Here is a 21,863-nt window from a genome sequence, read left to right on the forward strand (position 1 = left end):
CGGTCCCGGTGCTCGCCCTCCTGCACACCTCGCCCGTCCACGTGCCCGTGTTCGACGCCCTGCGCGACCGGGCCCACCCCGGCCTGGAACTGCGGCACCTCGTCGACGAGGACCTGCTGGTCCGGGCGCGGGAGCGGGGACCCGACGCGGTCGCCGCCGACGTACGGGCCGTGCTCGCGCGTGCCGTCGCCGGCGGGGCGCGGGCGGTGCTGTGCACCTGCTCCACGCTCGGCGCGGTCGCCGAGTCGGCCGCGCCGGGAGTCCCCGTGCTGCGCGTCGACCGGCCGATGGCCGCCGCCGCGGTCGCCGCGGGCCCGCGGGTCGTCGTCCTGGCGGCCCTGGAGAGCACCCTCGGTCCGACCGCGGCGCTGGTGGCGGAGGAGGCGGCCCGCGCGGGTCGTCCCGTCGCCGTGCGCACGCTGCTCGTCGACGGCGCCTGGGACCGTTTCGAGGCCGGTGACGCCGAGGGGTACGTCCGTCTCGTCGCCGCCGGCGCCGACGCGGTCACCGGTGCCGACGCGGACGCGATCGTGCTGGCCCAGGCCTCCATGGCCCCCGCTCAGCAGCTCACCACCACCTTGGTACCGGTGTTCAGCAGTCCCGGGCCGGGGCTGGCCGCGGGCGCGCGGGCGGCGCGCCGCGGCTGACTGCACGCGGCCGCTCCCGTGCCTTTGACCCCGTGCCGCCGGCCCCGCGCGCCCGACTGCACGCCGCTGCCCCCGCACGGCGGGGGACCCGGCCGGGCGCACCGTGTGCCACCACCGGGTGACTGCGTGCGCCGCCGTCGGGTAGGCGGGGGAGGAGTCCAGAGCCAAGCCCGTTCCCCGGCCCGGAGGACACCATGACGAACCCGTACCCCGACCCCGTCCAGCCGCCGCCGACGCCGGTCCCCGACCCGTACCCCAGCCCGGTCCCGAACCCCGAACCGCCGCCGGGGCCGGAGCCCGTCCCGCCCGTTCCCGGCCCGGATCCGCAGCCGGGCCCGCAGCCGACTCCGCCGGCCCCGCCGCATCCGGGACCGCCGGACCCGGACCCGTCCCCGATCCCGCCGGGCCCGGAGCCGGTCCCGAACCCGGAGCCGGGCCCTCCGCTCAGCTGAAGCCTCCGCTCGGCTGAAGCCGGGACGGGGCCCGACGGCCGCGCCGGGGCCCCGCCCCGGCACTTCGGTGCGACTTCGGTGCGACTTCGGTGCGACTTCGGTACGGGGTTTCGGCCCGGTGCTCGGACCTGGCGCTTCGGCCCGGCACTTCGGCCCGCGTGGCCGCCCGAGCGGAGACCGCCGCCGGCCCCGGCAAGGACCGTGACCGCCCCCAGCAAGGACCGTGGCCGGCCACGAGGCAGAGCCTCGCGACCGGCCACGTGCGGCGGCCGCCGTTGCGGCACCCGGCCGCGGCCGCCGTGCGGCACCCGGCCACGGCCGCCGTGCGGCACCCGGCCACGGCCGCCGTGCGGCACCCGGCCACGGCCGTCGTGCGGCACCCGGTGGGCAGCCCGGCAGGGTCCCGCCCCTACGCCGAGACCTCCGACCGGTCCCCGCCCCACAGCGTGTGGAACGATCCGTCCCGGTCCACCCGGCGGTAGGTGTGGGCGCCGAAGAAGTCCCGCTGGCCCTGGGTCAGGGCGGCGGGCAGCCGCTCGGCGCGCAGGGCGTCGTAGTAGGCGAGCGCCGCCGCGAAGCCCGGGGTCGGCACGCCCTGGAGCGTCGCGGCGACCAGCACCTCGCGCCACGCGTCCTGCGCGGCCCCGATCTCCGCGGCGAACGTCTCGTCGGACAGCAGGCTCGGCAGGTCCGGCCGGGCGTCGTAGGCGGCGCGGATGCGGTCGAGGAAGGCCGCCCGGATGATGCAGCCGCCCCGCCAGATCGCCGAGACGGCACCGAGGTCGATGTCCCAGCCGTATTCCGCGCCGCCCGCCGCGATCTCGTGGAAGCCCTGCGTGTACGAGACGATCTTGGAGGCGTACAGTGCCTGCTCGACCCGGTCCGCGAAGGCCTGCGCCTCGGCCCGGTCCAGCGGTGCCGCCTTCGGCCCGGACAGGCCGCGCGAGGCCTCCCGCAGCGCCGCGTGGCCCGACAGCGACCTGGCGAAGACGGCCTCCGCGATGCCCGACACCGGCACCCCGAGGTCCAGCGCGATCTGCACGGTCCAGCGGCCGGTGCCCTTCTGCTCGGCCTGGTCCACCACCACGTCCACGAACGGCTCGCCCGTCGCCGCGTCCACGTGCGACAGCACCTCGGCCGTGATCTCGATCAGGTACGAGTCCAGCCGGCCCGTGTTCCAGGTGCGGAAGATGTCCGCGATCTCGGCGGGGGAGTACCCGGCGACGTCCCGCAGCAGCTGGTACGCCTCGCCGATCAGCTGCATGTCGGCGTACTCGATGCCGTTGTGGACCATCTTCACGAAGTGCCCGGCGCCGTCCGGACCGACGTGCGTCACACAGGGCGCCCCGTCGGCCGCCTTGGCGGAGATCTTCTCCAGCATGGGCCCCAGCGACCCGTACGACTCGGGCGAGCCGCCCGGCATGATGCTGGGGCCGTGCAGCGCGCCCTCCTCGCCGCCGGAGATGCCCGTGCCGACGAAGTGGATGCCCTGCTCCCGCAGCTCGCGCTCACGGCGCCGGGTGTCGGCGAAGTGCGCGTTGCCACCGTCGATGATCATGTCGCCGGCTTCCAGCAGCGGCGCGAACTCCTGGATCACCGCGTCGGTCGGCTCCCCGGCCTTCACCATGATCACCAGACGGCGGGGGCGCTCCAGCGCCGCCACGAACTCCTTGGCGGTCTCGGCCGCGATGAACTCGCCCTCGTCGCCGAACTCCTCCACGAGGGCGTGCGTGCGCGCCGCCGTCCGGTTGTGCAGGGCGACCGTGTAGCCGTTGCGGGCGAAGTTGCGAGCGAGGTTGCGGCCCATGACCGCGAGTCCCGTGACGCCGATCTGGGCTGAGTTGGTCATGCGGTTGGCTCCTTGAGAAATCCGTGAAAAACCGTGGTCGTCCGGCCGCGGCCCGCGCGCGACCCGTGCTCGTCGCCGCCGGTCCCGGCCCGTGTACATCCTGTCGCGTCCGTACACCCCTCGCACGTGCTGGACACGCCAAGTCGCCCACCGGAATACGGACACGAGGCTCCGTTCGTCTCAGAGGGAACGCAACAAGCCCGCCATCCGCCGCAGTTGAGCCAGTGCGGCCGATTGTCGTCTTGTCACGGCCAGTGAGCGGACCGTACTTTTGCCGCTCCTGACGCATGTCGAGGGGGATCTCCATGGCCGCACGCGGCCGGCACCGCCGGTATCAGCCGAACAGGATCAACCGGGCCTCGCTCACCGTCACGGCGGGCGGCGCCGGCATGGCGATCCCGCTCATCGGCGCCGGAGCCGCCGAGGCGGCGGACGTGGACACCTGGGACAAGGTGGCCGCCTGCGAGTCGACCAACGACTGGAACATCAACACGGGCAACGGCTACTACGGCGGCCTGCAGTTCACCCGATCCACCTGGGAGGCGTACGGCGGCACCCGGTACGCGCCGCGCGCCGACCTGGCCACCAAGGACCAGCAGATCGCCGTGGCGGAGAGGGTGCTGGACGGGCAGGGGCCGGGCGCCTGGCCCACCTGCTCGGTGCGGGCGGGGCTGACCGCCGGCGGCGACGCCCCCGACATCGAGCCGACCGGCGCGCCCGCGAGGACCGCCGCCCGGCCGGCGGCCGGCCTCAAGGACGTCCAGCCGCAGACCACGCCGCAGTCGCGGGCCGGCACCGCCCGGATGTACACGGTCGTGCGCGGCGACACCCTCTCGGAGATCGCCGACGCCGAGGACGTCCGGGGCGGTTGGCAGCGGCTGTACGCCGCCAACCGGACGACGATCGGCACGGATCCCGACCTCATCGTGCCCGGCCAGCGGCTGGACCTGCGAGGCCGGGCCGCGGCGGCCGGGGCGGAACGCGGCGCACCGGAGCGGGAGCGCGCCACCGGGAAGAAGTCGGCCGGGAACAAGTCGACGGGGAAGAAGACCGCGGAGGACGGGGCCACGGGCAGGAAGTCCGCCGGCAAGAAGGCCACGAGCGGGAAACCGGCCACGGAGAAGCCGGCCGGCCGCTCCCTCGTCGCCCCCGTCGACGCCGGGCTCGGCACGCCGTACCACGCGACGGGTTCCTCCTGGTCGAAGGGCTACCACACCGGCGTCGACTTCCCCGTGCCCACCGGCACGTCCGTGAAGTCCGTCGCCCCGGGCACGGTGGTCAGCGCGGGCTGGGGCGGTTCCTTCGGCTACCAGGTGGTCGTCCGGCACTCCGACGGCCGCTACTCGCAGTACGCCCACCTGTCCGCGATCTCGGTGCGGGACGGGCAGTCCGTGGGCGCCGGCCAGCGCCTCGGCCGCTCCGGTTCCACCGGCAACAGCACGGGCCCGCATCTGCACTTCGAGGTGCGGACGGGGCCCGGATTCGGGTCGGACGTCGATCCCCTGGCCTATCTGCGGGCCGGCGGCGTCAGGATCTGACGCGCACCAGGTGCCGGTCGAGGACCGGCATCGGGACGTACGGGCCGCCGTAGAACGGCCCGCACAGCGGCAGGGGGACAGGCGCGGGAGCCGGCACCGCCGGCTCCCCGAGGCCCCCCGGCTCCTCGGCAACCACCGGCTCCCCGGGAGCCCCCGGCCGCTCCGAAGCCTTCCGGGCCGGTACGTCGCCGGTCACCCGCGCGGAGGCTTCCGCGGGCGCCGGGACGCCGGCCGAGCCGGCCGTGCCGATCGACAGTTCCGGGAACGCGAGAGCCATCCGCTCCGCGGCGTACGCCGCGGCGGACTCGGCGCCCCCTTCGAGGGGCCGCGCCGTGACAGCGCCGTCAGCAGGCTCCGGAAACACGACGAGGAGGTCGGCCACGGGCGCCGTGACTCCCGTGGGGACCGTCCGCGTCTCCTCGTGCCGCGGGCCGTCGGTCTGCTGCGAGGTGTCCGTCAGCCGCTCGGTCGTCAGCAGGATCAGGCCACCCGCCGCCACCACGCCACAGCTCAGGGCGAGCGCGGTGCCGGTGGTGCCGTAACGGAAGGTCTCGCCGAACATCGTGATGCCGACGGCCGCAGCCACCACGGGGTTGACCACGGTGAGCGTGGCCAGCGGGGCCGCGAGCCCCGCGCCGCGGTAGGAGGCCTGCGACAGCAGCATGCCGGCCGTGGCCAGGACGCCGATCACGGCCAGGGAGGGCAGGTCGGCCGCCGAGACGCCGTCGGTCCAGTCGACCGCGACGGTCTTGGTGAACACCGACGACATGCCGAACGCGATGCCGGAACCGGTCGCCAGCAGCATGCTGCGCACCGCCGGGTGCCGGTGAGCGGCCCGGCCCGCGACCATCAGCGCCGCGACGGCGCCGCCCGTGACGAGCGCCGCGCCCACCCGCTGCGGGGTGCTGAGCGACTGCGCGTCGGCCGCGCCGACCAGGGAGAGCAGGCCGGCCAGACCGACGGTCGCCATGACGGCGCCCCGCCAGGCCGTCGCCCCGGCCCTGCGGCCCACGAACAGCGCGGCCATCGGCAGCGCGAAGACGATGGTGAGCGCGCCGAGCGGCTGGACCAGACTGAGAGGACCGTACGCGAGCGCCACGACGTGCAGCAGGCCACCGAGGCCGTTCAGCCCGACCGCCGCCCACCAGCCGGGCCGCCGCAGCGGGGCGTAGTGCTCGTCGGGGGAGGACACCGCGACCTGCTCCTGCACGATCGCCCCGGCCGCGTACGCCACCGCGGAGACGAGCGACAGGACCACGGACAACGCGAGGGCGCTCATGAGCTGCTCCTCTGCGTGAGGCGGGGGCCCGGGGCCCGGCGCGGCGAACGGTCGGCTCTCATGGCAAACACGATGCCTTGTCGATCTGTTCCCGTCGTCGTCCCTGAGCACCCAATGTGTCCTACTACCGATGGAGTACGAAGCGCCCCCACTCCTCCCCAGGGTGGGCGATACGCCAGGGATCTCCCCGACGGCGACCCCCGGCCCGTCCACGGCGGCCCCGCGCACTCCCCTTCCGCGGCCCGCCCCGCGACGGTCCCCCTCCGCCGGCGGTCCCTTCCGCGGCGGTCCCCCCGACGGCGGCCCCGGCTCGTCCTGGTAGTACTGCACGTCGTGGACCTCGACCCCCGACTGACGGCACTGCGCGCCCTGGGCGGCTTCTTCACCCTGCGCACGGCACCGCCCGCCGCCCCGCACGGAGCACCGGCCCGGCCCCTGCCAACGCTCGCGCAGGCCTACTCCGCCGCACCCGTCGGCACCCCTGCGGACGCACCCGTCGGCACCCCCACCCCCACCCCCACCCCCACCCCCGCGCCCGCCGGCGCCCATGACGACCCCCTGGCCCGCCGCGTCGCCAAGGTGACCCGCGCCCTGCGCGCCCCCGAACCGCGCGTCGCCGCCTCCGTCGCCCAGCAGGGCCTCGCGGCCCGGCTCTGGTCGGTGGCGCTCGGCTGCGCCGTCCTCCACGACGGGCAGCCCGACCTGGCGCCGGAGCTGCTGCGCTGGGATCCGGACGGCAGCGCCCCGGACGACCTGTGGCTGACGGAGGTCCGCGCCCGGCCCGGCGACGCGCGGACCCTGGCGGCGACGGTCCTGCACGGCCACCTCGAACCGCTGGCGGCGGCCCTGCGCGCCCGCCACCGCCTCGCCCCCGGTCTGCTGCGCGGCAACGCCGCCTCGGCGCTGACCGGCGCGGCCCGGCAGCTCGAGGGCTGGGCGCGGGCGAACGGCCGCCCCGACGCCGCCGCCCACTCCCGCGCCCTCACCGCCGAACTCCTCGCCCACCCCCTCCTGGCCGGCACCGGAACCCTCACCGCGACCCCTGCCGGCACGGCCTTCCGCCGCCGCAGCTGCTGCCTCTACTACCGGGTGCCCGGCGGCGGGGTCTGCGGGGACTGCTGCTTCCCCCGGCCCCCGCGCCCTTTCCTCCGCGGCCCGTCTGGGTGACCATGAAGGGGACCGGCTTTCACGTGCGAATCCAGGGGGTTGCCGGGTGCGAGTGGGACTGCTGACCCGGGAGTACCCCCCGGACGTGTACGGCGGGGCGGGTGTCCATGTCGAGTTCCTCGCCCGGGAGCTGCGCGCGCTGGTCGACCTGGAGGTGCACTGCTGGGGCGAGGGCCGCGCCGACGGCGTCCGGCGCCACCGCTCCTGGTCCGCCCTCGACGGCGCCAACGACGCCCTGCGCACGTTCTCCGTGGACCTCGCCATGGCCGCCGCGCTGGAGGGCCGCGACCTGGTCCACTCCCACACCTGGTACGCCAACCTCGCCGGCCACCTCGCCAAGGAGCTGTACGGCGTCCCGCACGTGCTGACCGCGCACTCGCTGGAGCCCCTGCGGCCCTGGAAGGCCGAGCAGCTGGGCGGCGGGTACCGCCTCTCCGGCTGGGCCGAGCGGACCGCCGTGGAGGCCGCCGACGCGGTGATCGCGGTGTCCGCGGCGATGCGCGAGGACGTCCTCGCCTGCTACCCGGCGCTGGACCCGGCCCGGGTCCACGTCGTCCACAACGGCATCGACACCGCCCTGTACCGGCCCGACCACGGCACGGACGCCCTCCACCGGCTCGGCGTCGACCCGGCCCGCCCGTACGTGCTGTTCGTCGGCCGCATCACCCGCCAGAAGGGCGTCCCGCACCTGCTGCGCGCCGTCCGGGACATCGACCCGGCGGTCCAGGTCGTGCTGTGCGCGGGCGCGCCCGACACCCCCGCGATCGACCGCGAGTTCCGTGAGCTGTTCGCGGAGCTGAGCCGGGCCCGGGACGGCGTGCACTGGATCCCGCGCATGCTGCCGCGGCCGGAGGTCGTCCAGCTCCTCACCCACGCCGCCGTCTTCGTCTGCCCCTCGGTGTACGAGCCGCTCGGCATCGTCAACCTGGAGGCGATGGCCTGCGGCACCCCCGTCGTGGCCTCCCGGGTCGGCGGCATCCCGGAGGTCGTCGAGGACGGCGCGACCGGGGTGCTGGTCCCCCCGGCGGACGGGGACGAGGGGGCCGCCGCCTTCGAGGCGGGTCTCGCGCGGGCCCTGGACTCCGTACTGGGCGATCCGGCGGCGGCCCGCCGCATGGGCGAGGCCGGGCGGGCGCGCGCGGTGGAGGAGTTCGGCTGGGACGCGATCGCCCGGCGCACCGTCCGTCTCTACGAGGACACCCTCGAACAGGCGTAGTGAGCCCCCCGCGGGGGCAGCATCGGATCAAGTCAGGGTGAGGGGAGCGGCCATGCGTCGTGGTGGACCTTCGGTCCTCGGGATCGTGCTGGCGGGCGGTGAGGGCAAACGCCTGATGCCTCTCACGGCGGACCGCGCCAAGCCCGCGGTCACCTTCGGCGGGACGTACCGGCTCGTCGACTTCGTGCTGTCCAACCTCGTCAACGCCGACATCCTGCGCATCTGCGTCCTGACCCAGTACAAGTCCCACTCGCTGGACCGGCACATCACCACCACCTGGCGGATGTCGAGCCTGCTCGGCAACTACGTCACCCCGGTCCCGGCCCAGCAGCGCCTCGGCCCGCGCTGGTACCTGGGCAGCGCCGACGCCATCCTGCAGTCGCTGAACCTGGTCCACGACGAGCGCCCCGAGTACGTGGCGGTGTTCGGCGCCGACCACGTGTACCGCATGGACCCGCGCCAGATGCTCGCCCAGCACATCGACAGCGGCGCGGGCGTGACGGTGGCCGGCATCCGGGTGCCGCGCACCCAGTCCGCGTCCTTCGGCGTGATCACGCCGGGCTCGGACGGCCAGACGGTGAAGCGGTTCCTGGAGAAGCCCGCCGACCCGCCGGGCCTCGCGGACGACCCGGAGTCCGTGTTCGCCTCCATGGGCAACTACGTCTTCACCACCAAGGCCCTCATCGACGCGCTCCAGCGCGACGCCGAGGACGAGCACTCGGTGCACGACATGGGCGGGTCGATCCTGCCCCAGCTCACCGAGCGCGGCGAGGCCGGGCTGTACGACTTCAGCGAGAACCACGTACCGGGCGAGACCACCCGCGACCAGGGCTACTGGCGGGACGTGGGCACGCTCGACGCGTACTACGACGCCCACATGGACCTGATCGCCGAACGGCCCGCGTTCAACCTGTACAACCGCAGCTGGCCGATCTACACCCACTCGGGCCAGCTGTCCCCGGCCCGTTTCAACGCGGGCGGCATCGCCAGCGAGTCGATCATCAGCGCGGGCTGCCTGGTCCGGGGACAGGTCAGCCGCTCGGTGCTGTCGCCGGGCGTCCTGGTCGACCCGGGGGCGGTCGTCCAGGGCTCGATCCTGCACGACAACGTCCACATCGGACGGGGAGCGGTGGTGCGCGGGGCGATCCTGGACAAGAACGTCGAGGTGCCGCCCGGTGCGACGATCGGCGTGAACCCGGAGCGGGACGCGGAGCTGTACTCGGTGTCGAGGGCGGGCGTCATCGCCCTCGGCAAGGGGCAGCGAGTGCCGTGAGCGGAGACCGCGCGAAGCGCGCAGCGTGGTGAGCGGCGAGCGGCGAGCGGGGCAAGGGGGAGCGCCGTCTGCCGGGCCCGTCGAGCGCGCTTTCGAGACCGATGCTCCTTTTGACGCACAGGACACGAGTTCTTAACTGTACGTAGCCCGATCATGCTTGACCGTAATCGTACGAGGGCGATTGACTACGGGTTCCCTCCCCGTAGACGCGAGGCAAGCCCGTGACCGCTCATCCGCTCGCACCCCTCGACCTGGCGTTCTGGAACATCGAGACCCCCGGCAACCCGATGCACCTGGGCGCGCTGGGCGTCTTCGCGGCGCCCTCGGCCACCGCCGCCGCCCACGCCGCCGACCTGCTCGCCGGCCGGGCCGCCGCCGTCCCCGGACTGCGCATGCGGATCCGGGACGTGTGGGGACCGCTCACCGCGCCGTTCTCCCTGGGCGGCGCCGTCCGCGAGCCCGACCCGGACTTCGACCCGCTGCGCCACGTGCACCTGCACGCGCCCACCACCGACTTCCAGGCGGCGTCCGGGCGGCTCATGGAGCACCCGCTGGACCGCGGCCGGCCCCCGTGGGAGGCGCACGTCCTGCCGGGCGCGGCGGGCGACGGCTTCGCCGTCCTGTTCAAGTTCCACCACGCCCTCGCCGACGGCCTGCGCGCACTGACCCTCGCCGCCGCCGTCCTGGACCCCATGGACCTGCCCGCCCCCCGGCCCCGCCCGGCGGCGCCGGCCCGCGGCCTGCCCGAGGTGCGCGAACTGCCCGGCCTGCTGCGCGGCGCCCTGTCCGGAGCCCTGTCCGACGTGGGCCGCGCCCTCGACATCGGTGCCTCCGTCGCCGTCCACACCCTCGGCGTGCGCTCCACCGCCGCCCTCACCGCCGGGCCCACCGGCACCCGCCGCACCGGCGGCGTGGCCGTCGACCTCGACGACGTGCACCGGGTGCGCAAGGTCGTCGGCGGCACCGTCAACGACGTACTGATCGCGGTCGTCGCGGGGGCGCTGCGCACCTGGCTGGACGAACGCGGCGACGGCAGCGCCGGCGTGACCCCGCGCGCCCTCATCCCCGTCTCCCAGCGCCGTCCGCGCACCGCCCACCCGCAGGGCAACCGGCTCTCCGGTTACCTGATGAGGCTGCCCGTCGACGATCCCGACCCGCTCGGCCGGCTCGGCGCGGTCCGCGCCGCCATGGACCGCAACAAGGACGCCGGACCCGGGCGCGGCGCGGGCGCCGTCGCCCTGCTCGCCGACCACGTCCCCGCCCTCGGACACCGCCTCGGCGGCCCCCTGGTCGGCCAGGCCGCCCGGCTCTGGTTCGACATCCTCGTCACCAGCGTGCCGCTGCCGGGCATCGGCCTGAGACTCGCCGGGAACCCGGTGACCGAGGTCTACCCCTACGCCCCGCTCGCCCGCGGCCAGTCCCTGGCGGTGGCGATCTCGACGTACCGGGGCCTCGTCCACTTCGGTCTGGTCGCGGACGCCGAGGCGGTCCCCGATCTCGACCGGTTCGCGCGGGCGCTGACCGCGGAGGTGGAGACGCTCATCACGGCCTGCGGCTCTTGACCCGCGCGGGTTTGGAGGGGCGGCCCGGCGCTCCGTAGAATTCCCTGCTCGAAAGCGGGCGCGGTCGGAGCGCCGCACGGGGCAGCAGGGAAACGGCAGCGCGATGACGGTGACACAGGACGGCCCGGCGGCCATGGACGAGGCCGTGCACGGGAACGAGGCCGGCCCCGGGGAGGGGACCGGGTACGGGCCCGGCATCGACCCGGAGCGGCTGGCGGTCTGCCTCGCCGTGCTGGAGGAGCTCGACGACCTCGACGTCGACCACCCCGACGCGATCACCGTGCGCCGGGCCACCGCCGGCATCTACCGCTCGGTCAAGCAGCGCCGCCGCCAGGAGCGCCGGGCCGCCAAGACCGCCCACGACCGGGCCGTCACCGAGGCCACCGCGACCGGCTCCGCCCAGCGCATCGACGACGAGACCGAGGGCATCCTGCCCTCCTCCCGCACGGAGGAGGGCACGATCGCGGGGATACTCCAGCGCCCCCGCTCCTGCTACACCTGCAAGGCGCGCTACGTCGAGGTCGACTACTTCTACCACCAGCTCTGCCCGGAGTGCGCCGCCGAGAACCGCGCCCGCCGCGACGCCCGCGCCGACCTCACCGGCAAGCGCGCGCTGCTCACCGGCGGCCGCGCCAAGATCGGCATGTACATCGCGCTCCGGCTGCTGCGCGACGGGGCGCACACCACGATCACGACCCGCTTCCCGAAGGACGCGATCCGCCGCTTCAAGGCGATGGACGACGCCGCCGACTGGATCCACCGCCTGGAGGTCGTCGGCATCGACCTGCGCGACCCGGCGCAGGTCGTGGCGCTGGCCGACCGGGTCGCCGAGCAGGGCCCGCTCGACATCCTGATCAACAACGCGACGCAGACCGTGCGCCGGCTGCCCTCCGCCTACGCCGCCCTGGTCGACGGCGAGGGCGCCCCGCTGCCCGCCGGCGAGCTGCCCGCCCACCACGTCATCGGCGCCTTCAACTCCGGTGCGGTCGACGGCATCGCCGCGCTGCCCCTCGGCACCAGCGGCCTCGACGCGCAGCGGGTCGCCGACCTCGCTCTGGTCGCCGGCAACGCCAGCGTCGCCCGGCACCTGGACGGCACCGCCATCGACGCGGGCGGTCTGGTCCCCGACGTCGTCGACACCAACACCTGGGTGCAGACCATCGAGCAGATCTCCCCGGTGGAGCTGCTCGAGACCCAGCTGTGCAACTACACGGCGCCCTTCATCCTGATCAGCAAGCTCCGCCCGGCCATGGCCGAGGCGGCGCGCCGGGCCTCCGCCGAGCGCGCCTACGTGGTCAACGTCTCGGCCATGGAAGGCGTCTTCGGCCGCGGCTACAAGGGCGCCGGCCACCCCAACACCAATGCCGCCAAGGCCGCGATGAACATGGTCACGCGGACCAGCGCCCAGGAGATGTTCCAGACCGACGGCATCCTGATGACCTCGGTCGACACCGGCTGGATCACCGACGAGCGCCCGCACTACGACAAGCTGCGCCTGGCCGAGGAGGGCTTCCACGCCCCGCTCGACCTGGTCGACGGCGCGGCCCGCGTCTACGACCCCATCGTGCGCGGCGAGTCGGGCGAGGACCTGTACGGCGTCTTCCTCAAGGACTACGCCCCCGGCAAGTGGTGACGACGGCACCCGGCCCGCGCCGCGCGACGGGCCCTCAGCCGACCGCCCCCGGCCGCGGGTCGGCCGGCGGCGCGCGGTCCGGGGCGTCCGGCAGGGTGCGGCCGGGGCGTCCGGCGGCGCGCCGCTGAGGACGGCCGACGGTCCGCGGCCGGAGCTGCCGACCGCGTACGGTCCTCGGCCCGGGTCAGTCGACGGCGCGCAGCTGTGAGGCGCGGGCCGCCACCAGTTCCAGCACGGTCCGCCAGTCCTCCAGCACGCCCGCGTCGAACCCGGCGGCCCGGCCGTCCTCGTCGGCCTGCCGCAGCAGTGCCAGGTCGTCGCCGACGGCCGGCCCGCCCCACCCGTCCCACCCGTCCCAGGGATGCCGCCGCACCAGCCCCGCCACCCGCTCGCCGAGCAGCGCCCGTACGGCGTCGGCGGCGCGCCCGGCCCGGCCCGCCCGGTCGTGCGGCGCCAGCAGCAGGCCGATGGGGTGCACCAGCCCGGTCACCTGGAGCTCCTTGTCCGCGGGGCGGGCACGGCGCAGCAGCGCGGCGGTCTGCAGCGCGTGGTCGTGCACGTCGACGCCCCGCACGCCGGTGCCCCGGACCCCGCGCCCGGTGTGCAGCAGGTCCATCAGCTCCTCGACGCCGCGCAGTTCCATGCGTAGGTCCTCCCGCGAGACAGCCGTAGCGGTACGCCAGCAGAGCACGGCGAGTTTGCGACCCGGCCAACGGGACCTGAACCGTGCGACGGTGAGGGCACGCCTGTGCGTCCGCGTACGCCGTACGGGTGAAGGCCGAAGGGTGCTTCCGGGGAGGAAAGGGTTCAATCATCTGCGGGGACACATGGGTGACTTGCCATGGTTACCCCAAATTTTCAGCCCGATCGAGCGCCGTCGCGCTCATCTGGTTACTCTGTAGCCGACGGACAGCAGGACGGAGTGCCACCCCACACCCACCGTCCGTCATGGGACAAGCCGGTTCACAGCGGCCTGCTCCTCCTGGAGTTTCCCGGCGCCACCGCGTCAGAACTGCCCTTGAGCCAGAACCGAGGGGCGCCGGCCACCGGATCCGCAGACCGACCGGCACGCCCCGAGGGTGACCGACACATAAGGAGTGCGCGGTGACACCGGAGAAGACGAAGAGCGAGCAACGCCCCGAGGAACGCACCCAGCGTGCGGCCCGCCGGCCCGGAGAGATCGGCAGCCTCGACGTGTGGGCCCGTTCCGCCCCGATCCGGCTGGCGGGGTACGAGGACGACCTCAACGAACCCCACATCCTGCCCAGCGTCGACTGACGCCGGCGGCCCTCACGACCGCCGGGCGCATGGGCGTGCGCACGGCACGCCCATGCGACACGAGACCCGGCGGCGCCGCGCCCCCGGACCCCGGCCGCTCATCGGCCGAGCGGCGCCGTCCGCCGCCACGGCCGGAGTTCCTCCAGCCGCCCGGCCACCCGCAGCAGCCGCGCCTCCGTGCCGGGCGGCCCCACCAGCTGCACCGCGGCGGGAGCACCCGACGGCAGCGTGCCGACCGGGACCGCCATCGCCGGCCAGCCGGTCAGGTTCCACGGGGGCGTCATCGGCGAGTAGTTCGTGTTCGCCAGCACATTGCGCAGCCAGCCCCGCTCGTGCCACGGTGCCGACTTCGGCGACCGCCGCGCCAGCGCCGGGGTGAGCAGCACGTCGTACTCCGCGAAGAACGGTTCCAGGCGCCGGCGCAGCTCCTCGCGCGCCGTGCCGCCGCGCACCCCGTCCAGGAACCGCCGCCCCAGCGCCGCGTGCACACGGGTGCGGCGGGCCAGCAGACGCGGGTCCAGCGACCGCGCGTCGACCGCCGTACCGGCCGTCCAGTGCGCGAGCGAGGTGACGCCCAGCGTCAGCGGGTACGGCGGATCGGCCCGCCGCACCCGCCAGCCCGCCCGCGCCAGCGCCCCGGCCGCCTCGCGCGCCGCCGCCACGTACGGCCCGCTCACCCGCACCCCGGCCAGCGGGCTGCGCACCGACACCGCGATCCGCAACGCACCCGGCCCCTCCGCGGACTCCGGCCCCGCGGTGGGCTCCGGTTCCGCGGCCCCGGTGCCGGCGAGGACCGACAGCATCAGACGGGCGTCCGCCACCGTCGTCGCCAGCGGACCGTTCTCCGACATCCCGAACCAGTCACCGTCGCCGATCCCCGCCGGGACCACGCCGTGGCCCGGCTTGACGGTGACCAGGCCGCAGTTGGCCGCCGGTATGCGCAGGGAGCCCATGCCGTCGTTGCCGAGGGCGAGCGGCACCATCCCGGCCGCGACCGCCGCCGCGCTGCCGCCGGACGAACCGCCCGCCGTGCGCGAGGTGTCCCACGGGTTGCGGGCGGTGCCGTGCACGCCCTCCGTGGTGCCGAAGACGCACAGTTCCGGCACGTTCGTCAGGCCCACCACCACCGCGCCGGCCGCACGCAGCCGGGCCACGGTGACGTGGTCGGCGCCGGCCGGCGTGGCGGGGGTCGCGGCCGAACCGACCCGGCTCGACTCGCCCCGCACGGCGAGGTTGTCCTTGACCGCCACCGGTACGCCCGCCAGCGGCAGCCGGTCACGGTCGGCGCGGGCCGCCACCTCGTCGGCCTCGGCGAGCGCCGCCTCCGCGCGCACCGCCCGGAACGCGCCGATCCGCCCGTCCAGCCGCGCGATCCGCTCCAGATGCTCCGCCACCACCGCCCGCGGCTCGGCCCGCCTCTCGCGTACGGCGGCGGCGATCTCCACGGCGGTCCGGCCGACCCACTCGGTCACAGGCGCTCCTCGGTGTGCGGACGTGCGGGGCACCGCCGGCGAGCACGTGCCGCCGGCGCGTACGTGCTGGTGGCGAGTACGTGCTGCCGGCGCGTACGTGCTGGTGGCGAGTACGTGCTGCCGACGCGTACGTGCTGGTGGCGAGTACTGGGAGAACTGTGCCCCGCCGAGCGCCTCACGTCGAGAGGTCCCCGGCGTCCGCCCGGTCCCGCAGCCACTGTTCGACCCCGGCCACGTGGGCGGCCGCCGCCGCCCGCGCCGCCTCCGGGTCGCGGGCCGCCAGGGCGCGGTGGATCGCGGCGTGCTCGCGGCGGGTGCGGGCGAAGGCACCCTCCTCCCCGTGGCCCCGCCGGACGCGGGCGCGCAGGGTGCGTGAGGACAGTCCCTCCAGCATCGCCGCCATCGTCTCGTTGCCGGCCGCCGCGGCGATCTCGCGGTGGAAGGCGAGGTCGTGGGCGAGGATCTCCTCCGGGTCGTCGGCGGCGTCCATCGCCGCCAGGTGGCCCTCGACCACGGCCAGTCGGTCGGGGGTGATGCGGGCGGCCGCCAGGGCGGCGGCCGCCGACTCCAGGACGCGCCGCACCTCCAGCAGCTCCACCAGGCGCGGGCCCGGCGAGAGGCCGGCCACCACGCCGAACGTCTCCAGCAGGTCGCCGGCCCGCAGCTGGGTGACGTAGATGCCCGAACCGTGCCGGGCCTCCAGCACGCCCATGACCGTGAGCGCCCGGATCGCCTCCCGCACCGAACTGCGGGAGATGCCCAGCTCCGCCGCGAGGTCGCGCTCGGTCGGCAGCCGCCGGCCCGGCTCCAGCCGGCCCTCGCCGATCATCGCCTTGATCCGTTCGATGGCGCGTCGCGTCACCGTGCCCTTCGGGGCGGCGGGCGGCCCGCCGGGCGGGGACTCGTTCACGTCACCTCTCCTGTCGCCGGTGCGCGCAGTCTAGCCATCGAGGTGGTCCGACCACTTCGACGGTGACGGCGCGATCATCGCGTTCAGGGGGTGCCCAGGGCGGCAAGTGGTCTGATAAGTATGCGGCATGGCGCCCCCGAACCCCGCCCGCGTCATTGCGGTCGACACCCACGACATCCGTTTCCCCACCTCCCGCGAGCTCGACGGCTCCGACGCGATGAACCCGGACCCCGACTACTCGGCGGCCTACGTCGTCCTGCGCACCGACGCGGCCGACGGCCACGAGGGCCACGGCTTCGCCTTCACCATCGGCCGGGGCAACGACGTCCAGGTCGCCGCGATCGACGCCCTGCGCGAGCACGTCGTCGGCCGGTCCGTCGACGGCCTCTGCGCCGACCCGGGCACCCTCAGCCGCGACCTCGTCGGCGACAGCCAGCTCCGCTGGCTCGGCCCCGAGAAGGGCGTGATGCACATGGCGATCGGCGCCGTCGTCAACGCCGTCTGGGACCTCGCGGCCAAGCGCGCCGGCACACCCCTGTGGCGGCTGCTGGCCGACGCCGACCCCGAGTGGCTGGTGCGGCAGATCGACTTCCGCTACCTCACCGACGCCCTCACCCCCGACGAGGCCCTCGCCCTGCTGCGCCGCGGCCGGCAGGGCGCCGACGCCCGCCGCACCCACCTGCTCGCCCGCGGCTACCCCGCCTACACCACCTCCGCCGGCTGGCTCGGCTACGACGACGACAAGCTCACCCGCCTCGCCGCCGGCGCCGTCGCCGACGGCTTCCGGCAGATCAAGCTGAAGGTCGGCACGGACCTCGACGACGACATCCGGCGCTGCCGCGCCGCCCGCGCCGCCGTGGGCCCCGACATCCGGATCGCCGTCGACGCCAACCAGCGCTGGGACGTCGACGAGGCCATCCGCTGGACCCGCGCCCTCGCCGAGTTCGACCCCTACTGGATCGAGGAGCCCACCAGCCCCGACGACATCCTCGGCCACGCCGCGGTGCGCGCGGCCGTCGCCCCGGTGAAGGTCGCCACCGGCGAACACGTCCACAACCGCGTCGTGTTCAAACAGCTCCTCCAGGCGGGCGCCCTCGACGTCCTCCAGCTCGACGCGGCCCGCGTCGCGGGCGTCAACGAGAACCTCGCGATCCTGCTGCTCGCCGCCAAGTTCGGCGTCCCCGTCTGCCCGCACGCCGGCGGCGTCGGCCTGTGCGAACTCGTCCAGCACCTGTCGATGTTCGACTACGTCGCCCTGACCGGCACCACCGAGGACCGCGTCATCGAGTACGTCGACCACCTGCACGACCACTTCCTCGACCCGGTCGTGATCAGGGACGGCCACTACGCGGCACCCACCGCTCCGGGCTTCTCCGCCGCCCTGCGTCCGGAGTCGATCGCGCGGTACACCTACCCCGGCGGAGCCTTCTGGGCCGCCGACCCCACCGGACGGAAGGAGCAGACGGCGTGAACGACTTCGAGGGGCTGACCGCCCTGGTGACCGGCGGCGCCTCCGGCATCGGCCGGGCCACCGCGGAACTGCTGGCCGAGCGCGGCGCCACCGTCGCCGTCCTCGACCTGGATCCGGCGGGCGTCGGCGCGCCCCTGCTCGCCCACCGCGCCGACGTCCGCGACGACGCCTCCGTGCGCGCGGCCGTCGCGGCCGCCGTCGCCGCCCTGGGCGGCCTGGACGTCCTGGTCAACAACGCGGGCATCGGCGCCCAGGGCACCGTCGAGGACAACGACGACGCCGAATGGCACCACGTCCTGGACGTCAACGTCGTCGGCATGGTCCGCACGGCCCGCGCCGCACTGCCCCACCTGCGGGCCTCCGCGCACGCCGCGATCGTCAACACGTGCTCCGTCGCGGCCACCGCCGGCCTGCCGCGGCGCGCGCTGTACAGCGCGACCAAGGGCGCCGTGCACGCCCTCACCCTCGCCATGGCCGCCGACCACGTCCGCGAGGGCATCCGCGTCAACTGCGTCAACCCGGGCACCGCCGACACCCCGTGGATCGGCCGACTGCTCGACGCCGCCGACGATCCGGCCGCCGAACGCGCCGCCCTCGAGGCCCGCCAGCCCAGCGGCCGCCTCGTCAGCGCCGCCGAGGTCGCGGGCGCCATCGCCTACCTGGCCAGCCCTCTGTCCGGCGCCACCACCGGCACCGCCCTCGCCGTCGACGGCGGCATGCAGGGCCTGCGACCGCGTCCGGCGGCCTCGTGAACACCCTCGGCCGCAGCGGCGTGCGGGTCACCGCGCTCGGCCTGGGCGCCGCACCCCTGGCCAACCTGTACACCGAGGTCGACGACGAACAGGCCCACGCCACCGTGACCGCCGCCTGGCGGCGCGGCGTGCGCCACTTCGACACCGCGCCCCACTACGGCCTCGGCCTGTCCGAACGCCGCCTGGGCGCCGCACTGCGCGAGCACCCGCGCGCCGACTACACGGTCTCCACGAAGGTCGGCCGCCGGCTGGAGCCCTCGACGGCGGGCGGCGACGACCTCGCCCACGGCTTCGCCGTCCCCGCCACCCACCGCCGGGTCTGGGACTTCACCGCCGACGGGATCCGCCGCACCCTGGAGGACTCCCTCACCCGCCTCGGCCTCGACCGCGTCGACGTCGTCTACCTGCACGACCCCGACGACCACGCCGAGACGGCCTTCCGCGAGGGCTACCCCGCACTGGAGAGGCTGCGCTCCGAGGGCGTCGTCGGGGCGATCGGCGCCGGCATGAACCGGACCGCCCTGCTCACCCGGTTCGTCCGCGACACCGACGTCGACGTGGTGCTGTGCGCCGGGCGCTACACCCTCCTCGACCAGAGCGCGCTCGCCGATCTGCTGCCCGCGGCCCGGGAGCGCGGCACGTCCGTCGTGATCGGCGGCGCCTTCAACTCCGGCCTGCTGGCCGACCCGGAACCGGCCGCCACCTACGACTACGCCCCGGCACCCGGGGAACTGATCGACCGCGCCCGGCGCCTCAGGACGGTCGCCGAGCGCCACGGCAGCACCCTGCGCGCCGCCGCCCTCGCCTTCTGCGCCGCCCACCCGGCCGTCGCGAGCGTCCTGGTCGGCGCCCGCTCCGCCGCCGAGGCCGACGACTGCGCCGACCAGTTCGGGGCCACGGTCCCCCCGGCGCTCTGGCGGGAGCTGCGGGAGACCGGCCTCCTGCCGCCCGACGCCCCGGTCCCGGACACCGCGGCCCCCGGCACCCCGATCCCCGACGCCCCGGCCTCCGGCACCCCGGCCCCCGGCGGGAAGACACCGCGCACCCCGGCACGGGAGCCGTCGTGACCGTCGACGCCCACCACCACGTGTGGGACCTGTCCGTGCGCGACCAGGACTGGCTCGGCGGCCCCGGACTCCGGCCGCTGCGGCGCGACTTCACCCTCGCCGACCTCGCACCCCTGGCCCGTGCCGCCGGCGTCGACCGCACCGTCCTGGTGCAGACGGTCACCGTGGACGGGGAGACCCCCGAACTCCTCGCCCTCGCCGCCGCGCACGACCTGGTCGCGGGCGTGGTCGGCTGGACCGACCTGACCCGCCCCGACGTCGGCGACGCGCTGGCCCGGCTGCGGGAGCTCCCCGGCGGCCACCGCCTCAAGGGCGTCCGCCACCAGGTCCAGGGCGAACCCGACCCCGAGTGGCTGCTGCGCCCGGACGTGCGCCGGGGACTCGCCGCCGTCGCCGACGCCGGCCTGGTGTACGACCTGGTCGTGCTTCCCCGCCAGCTCCCCGCCTGCGTACGGGCCGCCGCCCGGCACCCCGGTCTCACCTTCGTCCTGGACCACCTCGGCAAACCACCCGTCGCCTCCGGCACCCGCGCGCCCTGGGAGGCGGACCTGCGGGCGCTGGCCGCCCTGCCCAACACGGTCGCCAAGCTCTCCGGCCTGGTCACCGAGGCCGACCCCGCCACCTGGACCGCCGCCGACCTGCGGCCGTACGCCGACGCCGCCCTGGACGCCTTCGGACCGCACCGTCTGATGTTCGGCTCGGACTGGCCGGTGTGCACGCTCGCGGCCTCCTACGGACAGGTCCTGGACACGGCCGGGCAGCTGACCGGGCACCTGAGCGCCGAGGAGAGCCGGCAGGTCTTCGAGACCACCGCCACCCGCGTCTACGGCCTCTGAACCGGCCCCGCCAGCCGCGTCGGCGGCAGGTACTCCCGCACGTACGTCCGCTTCCAGCACGCCCCCGTCCCCCGCAGCTCCCGCGGGCTCGTGTACCGGTAGCGGAAGAGGCGGGCGCGGATGTGCCGCGGGGGCTCGCCGGGCGGGAACGGGGAGCGGCGCAGCAGACGGAGCGTGGCCCGGTCGCCCTCCAGCAGCCGTTCCACCAGCGCGCCGAACCAGGGCCCGGCGTAGGCGGGGGAGAGCGCGGCGAACCACATCATCCAGTCCAGCCGCAGGTGGTAGGGGGCGAACTGGCGCGGCCAGTGCCGTGGATCGCCGGGCTTGCCCCGGAACTCGTACTCCCGCCAGTCGGAGTCCTCCCGCGGCACCTCGTCGAGGGTGCCCTCGATCACCACCTCGTGGCGCACCCGGCTCACGCTGCCGAACGCGCCGTAGGTGTTGACCAGGTGCAGCGGGTCGAAGGAGCGGTTCATCACCTGCCCGCGCGAGAGCATGTTGAGCACCGGCCGGTGGCTGAGGAACAGCAGGAAGGCGGCCACCGCCAGGACCACCACCACGTACCACAGCGGGGCGTCCGGCACCGCCGGCGGGTCGGAGGGGAGGCCGAGCGCGGGGACGGCCAGCACGATCGTGAGCCAGTTCAGCCAGGCGAAGTTGCCCGAGAGCACCAGCCACAGCTGGGTGAGGATCATCAGGGACGCGGCGGCCGTCGCGACCGGCCGCGGGGTGAACAGCAGGAACGGCACGAGCAGCTGGGTGACGTGGTTGGCGGCCACCTCCACCCGGTGCAGCGGCTTCGGCAGGTGGTGGAAGAACCAGCTCAGCGGGCCGGGCATCGGCTGCGTCTCGTGGTGGTGGTCCAGACAGGTGAGCCTGCGCCAGCAGGGATCACCCCGCATCTTGATCAGGCCCGCGCCGAACTCGACGCGGAACAGCAGCCACCGCAGCAGGAACAGCACCACGAACGGCGGCGCCACCTCGTCGTTGCCGAGGAACACGGCGAGGAACCCGGCCTCCAGCAGCAGCGACTCCCAGCCGAAGCCGTACCAGGTCTGGCCGACGTTGACGATCGACACGTACAGGGCCCACGGCACCAGCCACAGCAGCATCGCCGCCCACAGCGGCAGCAGCGCGTCCACGCCGGCGACCAGCGCCGCCGAGACCGCGCAGCCCGCCCAGGCGCACCCGGCGAAGAAACGGTCCGAACAGCGCAGGTGGAACACGCTCGGCGCCCGCCGGAACGGCACCCGCTCCACGAACCGGGCGGCCGGCAGCATCCCGCGCTCGCCGAGCAGCGCCCGGAACTGGAGCGCCGCCGTGCCGAAGGCGACCACGTACACGCAGGCCAGAGCCCGCTGGAAGACCGTGCGGCTCAGCCAGTAGTCGGGTGCGGTGAACCACTCCACGAACGCCCGCTCCTCTCCCGTGCCCCCACCCCTGACACCCCCCGGGTTCCAC

General features: G+C 75.2%; 18 protein-coding genes. 12 read left to right on the top strand and 6 right to left on the bottom strand.

Annotated elements, in window-relative coordinates; translation table 11 throughout:
* Positions 1-8: 8 nt before the first annotated feature.
* Entirely contained in the window at positions 9-647 is a 639-nt protein-coding gene (locus tag ACZ5FU_RS21890) for an aspartate/glutamate racemase family protein (protein ID WP_451780758.1), read from the top strand.
* A gap of 861 nt (positions 648-1,508) precedes the next feature.
* Here the strand turns inward: ACZ5FU_RS21890 and gndA are convergent.
* Positions 1,509-2,948, bottom strand: a complete 1,440-nt coding sequence (gene gndA / locus ACZ5FU_RS21895; protein WP_451529625.1) for an NADP-dependent phosphogluconate dehydrogenase — start codon at positions 2,946-2,948, stop codon at positions 1,509-1,511.
* 305 nt (positions 2,949-3,253) lie between these two features.
* On the opposite strand from gndA, the gene ACZ5FU_RS21900 reads away from it, so the two are divergent.
* Positions 3,254-4,486 (top strand): transglycosylase family protein, encoded by a 1,233-nt coding sequence (locus ACZ5FU_RS21900; protein ID WP_451529626.1) that lies wholly within the window; start codon positions 3,254-3,256, stop codon positions 4,484-4,486.
* On the opposite strand, the gene ACZ5FU_RS21905 is transcribed toward ACZ5FU_RS21900, so the two are convergent.
* The gene (locus tag ACZ5FU_RS21905; protein WP_451529627.1) at positions 4,476-5,765 is read right to left on the bottom strand and encodes a DMT family transporter; all 1,290 of its coding nucleotides are present in this window, start codon (positions 5,763-5,765) and stop codon (positions 4,476-4,478) included. The two genes, ACZ5FU_RS21900 and ACZ5FU_RS21905, sit on opposite strands and share 11 nt — an antisense overlap.
* Positions 5,766-6,098: 333 nt before the next feature.
* On the opposite strand from ACZ5FU_RS21905, the gene ACZ5FU_RS21910 reads away from it, so the two are divergent.
* The 5 genes from ACZ5FU_RS21910 (at position 6,099) to ACZ5FU_RS21930 (ending at position 12,616) form a co-directional block, all read left to right on the top strand.
* Entirely contained in the window at positions 6,099-6,932 is an 834-nt protein-coding gene (locus ACZ5FU_RS21910; protein WP_469046327.1) for a (2Fe-2S)-binding protein, read from the top strand.
* A 46-nt stretch (positions 6,933-6,978) separates the two neighbouring features.
* Positions 6,979-8,148, top strand: a complete 1,170-nt coding sequence (gene glgA / locus ACZ5FU_RS21915; RefSeq protein ID WP_451529629.1) for a glycogen synthase — start codon at positions 6,979-6,981, stop codon at positions 8,146-8,148.
* Positions 8,149-8,200: 52 nt separating this feature from the next.
* Positions 8,201-9,421 (top strand): glucose-1-phosphate adenylyltransferase, encoded by a 1,221-nt coding sequence (gene glgC, locus ACZ5FU_RS21920; RefSeq protein WP_451529630.1) that lies wholly within the window; start codon positions 8,201-8,203, stop codon positions 9,419-9,421.
* A 221-nt stretch (positions 9,422-9,642) separates the two neighbouring features.
* Positions 9,643-10,983: a wax ester/triacylglycerol synthase family O-acyltransferase gene (locus ACZ5FU_RS21925; RefSeq protein ID WP_469046346.1), complete on the top strand. Its 1,341-nt coding sequence runs from the start codon at positions 9,643-9,645 to the stop codon at positions 10,981-10,983.
* A gap of 103 nt (positions 10,984-11,086) precedes the next feature.
* Positions 11,087-12,616 carry an SDR family NAD(P)-dependent oxidoreductase gene (locus tag ACZ5FU_RS21930; protein ID WP_451529632.1) on the top strand — a complete coding sequence of 510 codons (1,530 nt, stop codon included), beginning with the start codon at positions 11,087-11,089 and terminating at the stop codon, positions 12,614-12,616.
* 184 nt (positions 12,617-12,800) lie between these two features.
* Here ACZ5FU_RS21930 and ACZ5FU_RS21935 read toward each other — a convergent pair whose 3' ends face one another.
* On the bottom strand, positions 12,801-13,259 hold the full coding sequence (locus ACZ5FU_RS21935; RefSeq protein ID WP_451529633.1) for a hypothetical protein: 459 nt from the start codon (positions 13,257-13,259) through the stop codon (positions 12,801-12,803).
* A gap of 461 nt (positions 13,260-13,720) precedes the next feature.
* On the opposite strand from ACZ5FU_RS21935, the gene ACZ5FU_RS21940 reads away from it, so the two are divergent.
* Positions 13,721-13,894, top strand: a complete 174-nt coding sequence (locus ACZ5FU_RS21940; protein WP_451529634.1) for a hypothetical protein — start codon at positions 13,721-13,723, stop codon at positions 13,892-13,894.
* Between the two features lie 98 nt (positions 13,895-13,992).
* Here ACZ5FU_RS21940 and ACZ5FU_RS21945 read toward each other — a convergent pair whose 3' ends face one another.
* Both ACZ5FU_RS21945 and ACZ5FU_RS21950 read right to left on the bottom strand, forming a co-directional pair.
* A complete protein-coding gene (locus ACZ5FU_RS21945; RefSeq protein ID WP_451529635.1) occupies positions 13,993-15,366 on the bottom strand; it encodes an amidase in 1,374 nt (457 codons plus the stop codon).
* Positions 15,367-15,541: 175 nt separating this feature from the next.
* Positions 15,542-16,276 carry a FadR/GntR family transcriptional regulator gene (locus tag ACZ5FU_RS21950; RefSeq protein ID WP_451529636.1) on the bottom strand — a complete coding sequence of 245 codons (735 nt, stop codon included), beginning with the start codon at positions 16,274-16,276 and terminating at the stop codon, positions 15,542-15,544.
* 127 nt (positions 16,277-16,403) lie between these two features.
* Between ACZ5FU_RS21950 and ACZ5FU_RS21955 the strand changes: the two genes are divergently transcribed.
* From ACZ5FU_RS21955 to ACZ5FU_RS21970, 4 genes are read left to right on the top strand one after another with little or no spacing between them, the layout of a single operon-like run.
* The gene (locus tag ACZ5FU_RS21955) at positions 16,404-17,747 is read left to right on the top strand and encodes an enolase C-terminal domain-like protein (RefSeq protein WP_451529637.1); all 1,344 of its coding nucleotides are present in this window, start codon (positions 16,404-16,406) and stop codon (positions 17,745-17,747) included.
* A complete protein-coding gene (locus tag ACZ5FU_RS21960) occupies positions 17,744-18,499 on the top strand; it encodes an SDR family NAD(P)-dependent oxidoreductase (RefSeq protein ID WP_451529638.1) in 756 nt (251 codons plus the stop codon). Before ACZ5FU_RS21955 ends, ACZ5FU_RS21960 begins: the two co-directional genes overlap by 4 nt.
* Positions 18,496-19,566, top strand: coding sequence for an aldo/keto reductase (locus tag ACZ5FU_RS21965; RefSeq protein WP_451780766.1), 1,071 nt, complete (start codon positions 18,496-18,498; stop codon positions 19,564-19,566). Before ACZ5FU_RS21960 ends, ACZ5FU_RS21965 begins: the two co-directional genes overlap by 4 nt.
* Positions 19,563-20,402: an amidohydrolase family protein gene (locus tag ACZ5FU_RS21970; RefSeq protein WP_469046349.1), complete on the top strand. Its 840-nt coding sequence runs from the start codon at positions 19,563-19,565 to the stop codon at positions 20,400-20,402. Before ACZ5FU_RS21965 ends, ACZ5FU_RS21970 begins: the two co-directional genes overlap by 4 nt.
* On the opposite strand, the gene ACZ5FU_RS21975 is transcribed toward ACZ5FU_RS21970, so the two are convergent.
* Positions 20,390-21,811, bottom strand: a complete 1,422-nt coding sequence (locus ACZ5FU_RS21975; protein WP_468837010.1) for a lipase maturation factor family protein — start codon at positions 21,809-21,811, stop codon at positions 20,390-20,392. The genes ACZ5FU_RS21970 and ACZ5FU_RS21975 overlap by 13 nt on opposite strands.
* Between the last annotated feature and the right edge of the window lie 52 nt (positions 21,812-21,863).

The sequence above is a fragment of the Streptomyces sp. NPDC031554 genome, assembly GCF_055580685.1.